Origin of the sequence: Borreliella spielmanii, from assembly GCF_014201705.1 — a bacterium.
GTDB classification, from domain to species: domain Bacteria; phylum Spirochaetota; class Spirochaetia; order Borreliales; family Borreliaceae; genus Borreliella; species Borreliella spielmanii.
This window is the reverse complement of the sequence record NZ_JACHFA010000001.1, coordinates 449,419-461,417: the sequence shown is the minus strand read 5'-3', so window position 1 is coordinate 461,417 and position 11,999 is coordinate 449,419. Positions and strand designations below refer to the sequence as shown.

The following is an 11,999-nucleotide window of genomic DNA, read 5'->3' as shown; positions in this document are numbered from 1 at the left end:
GCAGGTTCATTATGCAAAAGGCACGCCATCACCGCAATAAATCGCGGCTTTGACTGCTTGTAAGTCTACGGTTTCAGTTCTATTTCACTCCCCTCCCGGGGTTCTTTTCACCTTTCCCTCACGGTACTCTTCTCTATCGGTAGCTTTTTAGTATTTAGCCTTGGAGAGTGGTCTCCCCAGCTTCAAACAAGGTTTCTCGTGCCTCGTCCTACTCAGGAACATTTTAAAAAGATATTTACATTTAAATTACAGGACTATCACCTTCTTTGGTTAAACTTTCCAGATTATTCTTCTATATAAATATTTTGTAACTTTTTTGCTTATCACAGACTAAGCCTAAACGTCCTACAACCCTCTAAATGCAACGCTCTGCAACTTGACACATTTAAAGTTTGGGCTATTCCCCTTTCGCTCGCCACTACTAAGGGAATCTCTTTGATTTCTTTTCCTCAGGGTACTTAGATGGTTCACTTCCCCTGGTATCACCTCTATTATTTAGATAATAGATAGCTAGCATCTTGCTAGCTGGATTACTCCATTCGGTAATCTTGGGATCAATAAATGTTTGCTTCTCCCCCAAGCTTTTCGCAGCTTACCACGACCTTCTTCGCCTTAAAGCTCCTAGGCATTCACCATAGACTCTTATTACTTTGACCATATTTTTATCTTCCATCTCTAATTTGCCAATTTGTTTATGCAACATAGAATAATATATATCTTTGTTTAATCCATGTCAATAGTTACACCAATATTTTAATAAATAAATTAATCTTTTAAATAGAAGATTTTGCTAAAAATAAACCAAATGCATTAAACATTAACTACAAATTATCCATAATTAATATTAAGATCAAAAAAATCAATTAAAAATTTAGCAACACCATCCTCATTATTACTAAATCTTGTTATTTCATTATTCACTAAATTAATTTTAAGAAATTCATTAGCATTCTTCATTAAAACCCCTTTACCAAGATTTTTAAGCATCTCATAATCATTATTATTATCCCCAAAGGCTAAAACATTGCGCAACGAAATGCTCTCAAGAAAAGCAATATTTTTAATAGCATTATATTTATTAGCATTAATATCTGTAACCTCTAATAAATCCCTAGAAGAAAAAAACACCCTTATATCCTGAAAATCTTTGCTTCTAATCTTATTATCAAGTTTATTAAGAATTATTAAATCATCAGAATAATAAACAATCTTAGAAACAGAATCAACGCCTAATTCATTTAAATCTCCAATAATAACATTTAAACCCAAATCCCTAATAAAATGTTTCATAATAGGACTTTTAACATCTGAATTAGAATACCAAGTATCATAAGTATAAATATTAACATCAACATTATCTGCATGTATTTTGAGGATCTCTTTTACTAAACCATAACTCATTGCGTGTCTAAAAATTAAATTTTCTTGCAAAAACACTTCAGCTCCATTCGCAGTTACAAGATAATTATTGTCAATATTAATTTCTTTTAATTGATTCCTTACATTTTCAATTTCACTCAACCTTCTACCGGTTGCAATAATTATTTTAAAATCTTTACCTAAAGTCAAAAGAACCTCGAGGGTTAGAAAACTAATTTCATGGTTATTATTTAACAAAGTGCCATCAAGGTCAAAAACCAGTATTTTATATCTTTCATAATTAGAATTCATATATAAATCTCTCTTGTAAGATATAATATCACAAATAATTTATTCTTAATAAATTACTCTTAAAGAGCGTAAAATAATAAAATTTAATAAAAATATCTTTTTTGAAATTTTTTAAAAAAGATATTTAAATGAAAATCAACGCCTTGAAACAAATTTATTATCTTTAATATAAAATCTCCAAAACTTATTTATATCATCCTTTTGTGCATAATTAATATTTATTCTTTTTGAACAAACTATATTAAAATCTAGATTAAAACTTTTTTGTAAAAAAAGCTCATTATTCCCAATAAGATCAACTTTATTAAAAGTTAAATCAATGTTTAAAAATTTTGTAAGTTTGCCAGGACCATTAGTAAGAATGCCTTTACCCTCCAAAAATGGAGAAATGGGCTCTACACTTCTAATTAAAACAGCTTGTGGATTATTTTTGTCCGCAGTCACAATGTTAAACATATAGTGCACACCATATATCATATACACATAAGAATATCCTCCTATGCTATACATAGCATTTGTGCGATTTGTTCTCTTGCCACCATAAGAATGACAAGCGCTATCTGTTATTCCCATATAAGCTTCCGTTTCAACAATTCTGACAACTATTTCCTTTTTATTGATCTTTCTGATCAATAAATTACCAAGCAATAACTTTGCAACAGTAGTAGCATCTTCTAAAAAAAAATATCGATCCATAAACTCAATTTTAAAAAAAGATAATAAAAAAAACTATTGTCAAAACACATAAAAATATAAGAACATATTACTCAAAATAAGAATAAAAACTAAATGACTTAATTGTCCAATAAATAAATATTTCAATATCAAAAAAATTGTAGTCAATTATAACAATCTTTCAAATAGATAAAAATAAAATTAACAAATCTTATAAAACACTTATATAAAGTAACAGGCATTAAAAAATATATGAATAATTACAAATAATATGCAATAGCTCTTGTATCTTTTTAAGATACAAGAGCTATTGACAAAGCTAGAAGATTTAAATAAAATTTGTAGAGAGTTGGTATAATTAAGGGATCATAGCTCAGGTGGTTAGAGCGCAGGTCTGATAAACCTGAGGTCGGATGTTCAACTCATCCTGGTCCCAATGTGTTTTATTTTTCCAAGTACTGCGATCTGCTTTAAGCTATAATGAATAATGACAATAAAATATTTGGTTGATTTTAATTTTTAAAATTGGCAACTGCCGTTCTATTAGATTTAAAATCATGTTTACTATTAACAGAATTTAATTTAATATGGAACTGTACAATACCAACTTGCTAAAGATTTATTTTTTCTAAAAAGAATATAATTCAAATATACTTTCCAGTCGGCTAGTTTATTACAACTTCACTACTCTCACTAACATACCTTAAGCACCTTTATTTCTTACTGGTTAAAACAATAGATTTAAGTATCCATTCAACTGAAATTATGCGACATGTGGTGTATACAAAACTCTAAAACGTATTCGCTATATCATTTTAATATATACTTGTTGATAATTTAAAATTCATGAAGTCAAGCTTCAAATTTCAATCCGGACTGAGACCCGATTTGTGAGTTTTACTTATATCCACTATTTCGATTCGATTTTGTACAGGCCGTTGTAGCATGCATGTAACCCAAAACATAAGAGCCCCGATAATTTGATACTATCCCTACACTCATCCAATTTGCCACCAGTAATCTTACCTGAGTTCCCATTATTACATATGGGCAGTATATAAAAAGGATTGCAACGGTTGAAAGATTTAATACAAAACAAATTAAAGACATTCATACAATACCTGTATACAGATCCAAACAAAAAATAATTATCTCTAACTATATCCTAGATATATCAGCTTCTGACAAGGTTCCTCGCGTATCATCGAATTAAACCACATGCTCCACCGCTTATACTAAGGCCTCCGTCAATTCCTTTGAGTTTCACTCTTACAAGCATACCTCCCAGACGACACACTTAACACGTTAGCTTCAGTATTAACTTTTAGTTAACACCAAGTATGCATCGTTTACAGCGGAGACTACTAGGGTACCTAATCATGCTTGCTCCCTACACTTTCGTGACTTAGCATCAGTATTAACCAAGAAGTTAGCACTCACCTCCGATATTCTTTCTGATATCAACGAATCCCACCCTTACACCAGGAATTTTAACTTCCTCTATAAAACTCTAGACATATAGTTTCCAACATAGTTCCACAGTTCAACTGTGGCATTTTATGCATAGACTTATATATCCGCCTACTCACCCGTTACACCAAATAATCCCAAACAACGCTCGCCCCCTGAGCATTACCACAGCTGCTAGCACGTAATTAGCCAGGGCTTATTCATAAATTAACGTCACCACCTTGTCATTTCCTAAAAAGCTTATTCCTTATTTATAAAAGGATTTTACAACCTTTAGAATTTCTCATCCTTATAGTATTACCCTATAAGTCTCTTGACCATTATAAAAGATTTTCAACCATAGTCTACTATAAAAACCCTAAACCACATCTCGGTTTTAATGTTACCACTCATAAAGTAGACCATTCACACATTACCTACCCTTCGCCATAATATATTACTACATACGTTTGACTTGTATACTTAAGATGCACTGCTAACGTTAACCCTAAGCCAAAATCAAACTCTTAATTATTTTTTTTGACTTCTAGCCCTGCTTAATTCTTAGCTTATCTCATCTTCTAATAATTATTTTAACCTTTAATAAACTTGTCTAACATAATACTTAATACCAAGCTAGGATATACACTTAATGGAGGTTAAGGGACTCGAACCCTTGACCCTCGGCTTGCAAAGCCGATGCTCTAGCCAACTGAGCTAAACCCCCAATCAATTTAAATTCTTTAATACTAAAAATAAAAAATCAAACACAAAAGCTTCTCTTATAAAGTTAAGAGAAATACCGGCTTTAAAAGCTCTTTTATCAAAAGATAAAAGTAGAGAAGAGTTAATAGAATTAGCCTTAATTTATCTTTCTCTTAGAAAGGAGGTGATCCAGCCGCACTTTCCAGTACGGCTACCTTGTTACGACTTCACCCCCCTCACTAAACATACCTTAAATACCTTCCTCCCTTACGGGTTAGAATAATAGCTTCGGGTATCCTCAACTCGGGTGGTGTGACGGGCGGTGTGTACAAGGCCCGAGAACGTATTCACCGTATCATTCTGATATACGATTACTAGCGATTCCAACTTCATGAAGTCGAGTTTCAGACTTCAATCCGGACTGAGACCTGCTTTGTGCGTTTTGCTTCACATCACTGTTTCGCTTCGCTTTGTACAGGCCATTGTAGCACGTGTGTAGCCCAGGACATAAGGGCCATGATGATTTGACGTCATCCTCACCTTCCTCCGACTTATCACCGGCAGTCTTATCTGAGTCCCCATCATTACATGCTGGTAACAGATAACAAGGGTTGCGCTCGTTGCGGGACTTAACCCAACACCTCACAGCACGAGCTGACGACAACCATGCAGCACCTGTATATAGGCCCCAAACGGGGAATAATTATCTCTAACTATATCCTATATATGTCAAGCCCTGGTAAGGTTCCTCGCGTATCATCGAATTAAACCACATGCTCCACCGCTTGTGCGGGCCCCCGTCAATTCCTTTGAGTTTCACTCTTGCGAGCATACTCCCCAGGCGGCACACTTAACACGTTAGCTTCGGTACTAACTTTTAGTTAACACCAAGTGTGCATCGTTTACAGCGTAGACTACCAGGGTATCTAATCCTGTTTGCTCCCTACGCTTTCGTGACTCAGCGTCAGTCTTGACCCAGAAGTTCGCCTTCGCCTCCGGTATTCTTCCTGATATCAACAGATTCCACCCTTACACCAGGAATTCTAACTTCCTCTATCAGACTCTAGACATATAGTTTCCAACATAGTTCCACAGTTGAGCTGTGGTATTTTATGCATAGACTTATATATCCGCCTACTCACCCTTTACGCCCAATAATCCCGAACAACGCTCGCCCCTTACGTATTACCGCGGCTGCTGGCACGTAATTAGCCGGGGCTTATTCATAAATTAACGTCATCACCTTGTCATTTCCTACAAAGCTTATTCCTCATTTATAAAAGAATTTTACAATCTTTCGACCTTCTTCATTCACGCAGTGTCGCTCCGTCAGGCTTTCGCCCATTGCGGAAGATTCTTAGCTGCTGCCTCCCGTAGGAGTCTGGACCGTATCTCAGTTCCAGTGTGACCGTTCACCCTCTCAGGCCGGTTACTTATCATCGCCTTGGTAGGCATTTACCCCACCAACTAACTAATAAGACGCAGACTCATCTACAAGCGAAGCTTTAAAGGCTTCCTTTCATCAATTAACAAATTAATTGACCTTATTCGGTATTAGCTACTATTTCTAGTAGTTATCCCCATCTCATAGGTAGATCATCCACGCGTTACTCACCCGTTCGCCACTAGATGCATTGCTACATCCCGTTTGACTTGCATGCTTAAGACGCACTGCCAGCGTTAGTTCTAAGCCAGGATCAAACTCTTCGTTATTCTTATTTTTTATTTAAAAATTAACAAGTTCCGTTTATTCTTTTGCTTGGCTTTCAACCTTACTTAACTCTTCCCTTCTCTCATCTTCCAATAGTCATTTCAACATTTAATACTTTAACAAAATAAGAATCATATTGTCAATACCTTTGCATTATTTTATTAACACAAAACATAAAAAAATAAATTTTATTCATTAAACATGATAAAAGCATTAACAACCACATTTTTCATTAACAGGTAAAGTTGTAAGAACTTTTTTCAATTTATTTCCTAATTTAGCTTTTAAATAATCAAAGAAAGTTCTAAAATTTTCATTATCTCCTTTAAACTTAATCCATAATTCTTTAAAAGTCAAAATTCCTTCTCTAAGATCCTTGTAATTAGTAAAAGACGCATTACAATCACTATACATTAAATTATAAAAATCAGAATCTTGTTTATCCTTAAAAAAATCTATACTTGGTATCTTTTTAGCAAAGGCAAATCCCCTTTCATAAGCAGTACCCGCATCAACATAATTAACCAAAGCTAAAATAATATCGCTACTAACCAACTCTTTTAAATCTATTTCTCTTATTTTTTCTCTTATATCTCTATTTACAAACTTATAATCAACCTTTTCAAGCAATCCCATTTTTTTGACAGCATGATGCTCTGGAGAAAATACATCTAAATTAAACTCTTCAAGAAATTTCAAAACCTCATCCCTCAGCTTAATTTGCTCTTCGCTGAAAAATGGAGAAGCCAAATAAATTTTCATAAAAACCCCTGTTAAAGTTCAAGTATAACACAATAAATCAATCAGATAAAACCTATAACAAATAAAGTTTTGATATCCAAATAGAAAACATTTATTTTAAACGATTTCTGCTGACTAAAATAGTAAATTCTCCTTTAATCTTCTCTTTACTCGATTCGAAATAATTTTTTAACTCCAAAGGCTTCCCAATTTGATATTCTTCATAAATTTTTGTCATCTCACGACCAACAAGAATCTTCGCATCCAAACTAACAGAAGAAATTTCAACAAGCAATTTCAAAAGTCTATGACCAGATTCAAGCAAAACAAAGGCCTCACCCCTTTTATATAGCTCAGCAATTCTTTTAAATCTTTTAAGACCCTTGTTAGGTAAAAATCCCTCAAAAAGCACTGATTTTTCTCTAAAAGGATTAACACTTACAATTGTATTAAAAGAACTTACTCCAGGAATTGGGCAAACTTTGTATCCCCCTTTAAAAGCAGCATCAACTAACAGGCTACCTGGATCACTAAGGCCTGGAGTACCAGCATCACTAACAAAAGCAACAGAATTTCCTTTTGACAAAAAATTTAATAGCATGCTTATCCTCTTATTTTCTGTTGCAGCATTACAAGAAATCATTTTTTTATTAATTTTATATCGCGACAAAAGCTTACTAGTGACTCTAGTGTCTTCTGCAAAGATAACATTTACCGATTTTAAAACATCAACCGCTCTATAAGTAATATCTTCTAAATTACCTATTGGCGTGCCGATAATATATAACATAACTTCTTTTAATTCCTCCAAAAACTAAAAACAAATATATTAAATACATATTCTTTAATGATAAAAATCTAAAATCTTTTATTTACCAAATGCAAGAATAAGCTATACGCTATTTTATATGTCTATCAAAATACTTGCTTTTGTATTACATTTAGTTATATCATTAAGTGTTAATGATTAAAAAGCTAAAAGAAAGGGAAAATTTATGTTTGCATTAATTAGAAAAATATTTATAATCTATTTTCTATGCATTACTCTTGCAGGTTTTGCCATGATTTTTATTGACAGCAAATTTACTGAACAACCTGATACCAAAGAAAATCAAAACAAAATTAATCAACATACAATCGAACCTAATTTAATTATGTTTACATCTTCTATAGGAGGATTTTTGGGTGTTTATGCTGGAATTTGGATATTTAATTATGATAAAAACAATTTTTACTTAAATTGGGGAAATTTAATTATATTAATATATAACATAGCCCTAATTATCACCGTATACTCAAAGTCGCGCAGTTAGCTAAAACACAGCTTAATTATTTTCATAATTTATAAACTATTAACTATAATACCTCTTTTAATCATATATTTATACACTTCTTCGGGATTTTCCAAGCTTTCAATCAAGCTTTCTGCCCTGTCATTTATTTTTTCCACCAATTTTTTATAAGCTACTTTTATTCCTCTACTTTCTAAAAAATCCTTTGCGGGTTGAGAAACAACCCCAGCTTGAACATTTTGAAGTCCTATATTATAAATAATAATAGCCGCTGCCTTGCCTACAACTTTATCATAAATCTCAAGTCCTTCTTTATTTTGAATATACTTATTAATAAAATTATCTACTTCTAAAAGGGGCTTTAATCCCCTTTCCATATTAGAATAAAGTATTTTATGATCTTTAAATAACCTTAATGTTGGATTCAAGCCTGATATCATTTAAAACCCCTTTTTTAACCATACTTTATAATAATTAATAATAAAAACAAACACTATTAATAATATACATAAACAATAAATACTGCAATATCTAAAAAGATAGTATACTTATGCTATATGATATTCGTGCCAAAAAACAATAGTAATACTAAAATTGAAATAAAAAAATCTATCTTTGTTTCATATATTTTTAATATTGAAAAAAAAGAAGATATAAATAAAACTATTAAAAAATATAAAATAAAATTTAAAAATGCTACCCATATAGTTTATGGATTTAGGATTGGAAACAAGAATTCATTCTTAAATGGAATGAGCGATGACAGAGAGCCTAATTTAACAGCTGGAAAACCCACATTAGATGCCATAATACATAATAATTTAACTGATACTTTAATCATTACATTGCGATATTTTGGAGGCACTTTGCTTGGTAGAGGGGGATTAATCAAAGCATATTACAAGTCTGCCAAAGAAGTTATTAAAAACACATCTATAATAGAAAAAGAGGAATTGGAAATTTTAAGCTTAAATTTAAATTATAACCAATACAATTCACTATTAAAAATGAAAAATAAACTTGAAATAGAAATAACAGATTCAGACTTTTCAAACAAAATAAACACTTCAATTAAATTTAAAACAAAAAATACACAAAAAATATTGGAATTTTTTATAGAAAACGGTTTAACTCAAGAAATTTTCAAGTTTAAAAAAGAATAATATACATCTCAAATAATCAAATATTTAAAATTACTTTGAAATATTATTATTTTTATCATTTATGTTTTAAAATATAAAAACAAAACCAAATAAAAAGAGAAAATTTATATGAAAATAATATCTGTAATCAATCAAAAAGGGGGCGTAGGAAAAACTACAAGTGCCATTAATATTTCCTATTCAATGACTCTGCTCAATAAAAAAATTCTTCTAATAGACATTGATTCACAAGGAAACTCTACCAGCGGCACAAACACCTCAGAGCACATAGCTGAAAACTCAAGTTATGAACTCATTAATAAAAAAACAAAGATCAAACCTTTAAATCATTTTAAACTAGACATAATTCCATCTAGTATTAAATTAGCTTTACTCGAAAAAGAATTAATAAATGAACTTTCAAGAGAAAATTTTTTAAAAAATGCATTAACACTGTATGAAAAAGATAAATATGATTTTATTATTATTGACTGCCCTCCCACACTTTCAATATTAACTATAAATGCCCTTATTGCAAGTAATTACCTGTTAATACCAATTGAAACAGAATTTTTTGCATTTGAAGGTATAAACCAATTAATAGATACAATAAATACCGTAAAACAAATAAATAAAAATCTAGAAATTGCAGGCGTTTTTGTAAACAAATACGATATAAGAAACAAAAGTAAAGAAAAATATGTAAGCTCTTTAAAAAAAGTTTTTAAAGAAAAATTTTTAAATACAAAAATAAGGAAAAATATAACCATTTCAAAATCTCAAGAAGCAAAAATGCCTGTACACGAATATGACAAAGAAAGTAATGCCGCAAAAGACTTCTTAGAACTCTCAAAAGAGATAATAAATAAAATCAAGGAATAACTATGTCTGACAATCTCGAAACTTTAATGTTTCTAATGGGGAAAAAATTAGAAACGTCTTCAATAAATTTAGAAAATATCGAAAAAAAAGAAATTCTTTCAATTGAAAGAAAAAACTTTGACTACAATAAGCTAGATAAAGATATTTCTAATTTTTTAAAAACAAAGCAATATGAAATTTTCAATATTTTTAATAATACTTATACAAAAATTGGAAAAATACTTAAAGAGACTCAAGATAAATTAAAAGGAAACAATCAATATAACGGACTTTTTTATCAGTGGTTCAAAAGTATGGGATTTAAAAAAGACAAAGTTTATGCTTTAATATCAAGATATAATCTGCTTGTCGAAAATTCCGACAAGCAACTCACTATAGAAAAACTGCCGTTATCATTATCATATGAAATATCTAAAAAATCTTGCCCCCCTATTTTAAAAACCGAAGTTTTAGATGGTAAAATAAATTCTTTAAAAGAATATAAAATTGTTTATAAAAAAAAATTTGATATAAAAGATACACATAAATCATTACTTAAAAAAAATGAAAAATATGAAAACGATATAAAAGAATCATTGGATTTTATATTAAAAAATATAAAAGAATTTAAAAATATCAAACTTAACAAGTTAGACCAAGAAAGCTTAAAATTATTTTTTCATTCTATTTCCGAAATAAAGAAAAAAATAAAATTTATTAAAAATCATTTTATCTAAATCTAGAGCTGCACCAAAAAATATAAATTTTGCTCCCCATTTAAAACTTAAGATTTCTTTATAAAAACTAAATAATTTTAAAAAAACTTGAAAAGTTACACATTGTGACAAATACTTAAAAAATCAAAACTCCCATAAAATTAATAAAAGATATTTTATAATCTTTAAATTATAAAAATAATTTAGTTAATATGGCCAAAAAAAGAAACGATTCTTCTTAAATCACTTGCTGTAAAATACTCTATTTCTATTTTCCCTTTATCTTGATTCCCTTTAATATCTATTTTTGTTTGGATTTTATCAAATAAAAATTCTTTTATATTGCTTAAAAAAGGATCTTGTTCGGCTTTATTTTTTTTTGCTATAGATTTATAAAAATTTTTAACATATTTTTCTGCATCTCTTACAGAAAATTTTTTTTTCAGTATAATTAAATAAAGATTATACCTATCTTGTTTGTCTTTTAAGGATAAAATAACTTTAGCATGCCCAAAAGAAATTTCTTTTCTATGCACTGCATTTAATATTTCTTGTTCAAGATCTAAAATCCTAACTAAATTTGAAATATAGGCTCTACTTTTTCCAATTTTTTCAGACAAATCCTTTTGAGTTAAAGAATATTTATTCATTACATTTTTATAGGCATAAGCTTCTTCAACAGGAGTAAAATTTTCTCTTTGAATATTTTCAACCAAAGGCATAAAATCTCTACAAGATTCTTTCATGTTAACCTCAATGACAGGAATATTTGTCAACTGAATAAGTTTAGCGGCCCTAAATCTTCTTTCTCCTACTATGATTTTATATCTCTCATTTACTTTACAAACAATTATGGGTTGCAAAATTCCATTTTCCTTTATGGAAATACTTAACTCTTCTAATTCAACAAGACTAACAAATTTCCTTGGCTGATCATTATCAATATCTAAAAGTTGAATATCTATCATTTTAAAAACCCCATCCATATTATCAAAACCCCCTACAACACAAAATTTTACCAGGTTATAATATTAAA

General features: G+C 30.2%; 10 protein-coding genes, 2 tRNA genes and 3 rRNA genes. 5 read left to right on the top strand and 10 right to left on the bottom strand.

Annotated elements, in window-relative coordinates:
* From HNR35_RS02165 to HNR35_RS02155, 3 genes are all read right to left on the bottom strand, one after another.
* Positions 1-656: ribosomal RNA gene (locus HNR35_RS02165) — 23S ribosomal RNA — on the bottom strand; the annotation flags it as partial.
* Positions 657-828: 172 nt separating this feature from the next.
* Positions 829-1,671 (bottom strand): Cof-type HAD-IIB family hydrolase, encoded by an 843-nt coding sequence (locus HNR35_RS02160; protein ID WP_006433979.1) that lies wholly within the window; start codon positions 1,669-1,671, stop codon positions 829-831.
* A 135-nt stretch (positions 1,672-1,806) separates the two neighbouring features.
* A complete protein-coding gene (locus HNR35_RS02155) occupies positions 1,807-2,367 on the bottom strand; it encodes a DNA-3-methyladenine glycosylase (protein ID WP_006433905.1) in 561 nt (186 codons plus the stop codon).
* A gap of 341 nt (positions 2,368-2,708) precedes the next feature.
* Between HNR35_RS02155 and HNR35_RS02150 the strand changes: the two genes are divergently transcribed.
* Positions 2,709-2,782, top strand: a tRNA-Ile gene (locus tag HNR35_RS02150).
* Positions 2,783-2,978: 196 nt separating this feature from the next.
* On the opposite strand, the gene HNR35_RS02145 is transcribed toward HNR35_RS02150, so the two are convergent.
* The 5 genes from HNR35_RS02145 to rsmI form a co-directional block, all read right to left on the bottom strand.
* Positions 2,979-4,330: ribosomal RNA gene (locus HNR35_RS02145) — 16S ribosomal RNA — on the bottom strand.
* A 118-nt stretch (positions 4,331-4,448) separates the two neighbouring features.
* Positions 4,449-4,522 (bottom strand) — tRNA-Ala (locus tag HNR35_RS02140).
* Positions 4,523-4,677: 155 nt separating this feature from the next.
* Positions 4,678-6,213 (bottom strand): 16S ribosomal RNA (locus tag HNR35_RS02135).
* A gap of 211 nt (positions 6,214-6,424) precedes the next feature.
* On the bottom strand, positions 6,425-6,973 hold the full coding sequence (locus HNR35_RS02130) for a nucleoside 2-deoxyribosyltransferase (RefSeq protein WP_183223591.1): 549 nt from the start codon (positions 6,971-6,973) through the stop codon (positions 6,425-6,427).
* A 91-nt stretch (positions 6,974-7,064) separates the two neighbouring features.
* Positions 7,065-7,742, bottom strand: a complete 678-nt coding sequence (gene rsmI / locus HNR35_RS02125) for a 16S rRNA (cytidine(1402)-2'-O)-methyltransferase (protein ID WP_183223589.1) — start codon at positions 7,740-7,742, stop codon at positions 7,065-7,067.
* Between the two features lie 205 nt (positions 7,743-7,947).
* Between rsmI and HNR35_RS02120 the strand changes: the two genes are divergently transcribed.
* Positions 7,948-8,265: a hypothetical protein gene (locus HNR35_RS02120; RefSeq protein ID WP_183223587.1), complete on the top strand. Its 318-nt coding sequence runs from the start codon at positions 7,948-7,950 to the stop codon at positions 8,263-8,265.
* 29 nt (positions 8,266-8,294) lie between these two features.
* Here the strand turns inward: HNR35_RS02120 and HNR35_RS02115 are convergent, their stop codons facing one another.
* Complete coding sequence (locus HNR35_RS02115) at positions 8,295-8,684, bottom strand: DUF1893 domain-containing protein (protein WP_006433995.1); 390 nt, start codon at positions 8,682-8,684, stop codon at positions 8,295-8,297.
* A gap of 117 nt (positions 8,685-8,801) precedes the next feature.
* Here HNR35_RS02115 and HNR35_RS02110 point away from each other — a divergent pair, with 117 nt between their 5' ends.
* From HNR35_RS02110 to HNR35_RS02100, 3 genes are all read left to right on the top strand, one after another.
* Positions 8,802-9,407: a YigZ family protein gene (locus HNR35_RS02110; protein WP_183223586.1), complete on the top strand. Its 606-nt coding sequence runs from the start codon at positions 8,802-8,804 to the stop codon at positions 9,405-9,407.
* 108 nt (positions 9,408-9,515) lie between these two features.
* The gene (locus HNR35_RS02105) at positions 9,516-10,268 is read left to right on the top strand and encodes a ParA family protein (protein WP_183223584.1); all 753 of its coding nucleotides are present in this window, start codon (positions 9,516-9,518) and stop codon (positions 10,266-10,268) included.
* Positions 10,269-10,270: 2 nt separating this feature from the next.
* Positions 10,271-10,984, top strand: coding sequence for a hypothetical protein (locus HNR35_RS02100; protein WP_183223582.1), 714 nt, complete (start codon positions 10,271-10,273; stop codon positions 10,982-10,984).
* Positions 10,985-11,166: 182 nt separating this feature from the next.
* On the opposite strand, the gene HNR35_RS02095 is transcribed toward HNR35_RS02100, so the two are convergent.
* The gene (locus HNR35_RS02095) at positions 11,167-11,949 is read right to left on the bottom strand and encodes a ParB/RepB/Spo0J family partition protein (protein WP_183223580.1); all 783 of its coding nucleotides are present in this window, start codon (positions 11,947-11,949) and stop codon (positions 11,167-11,169) included.
* Between the last annotated feature and the right edge of the window lie 50 nt (positions 11,950-11,999).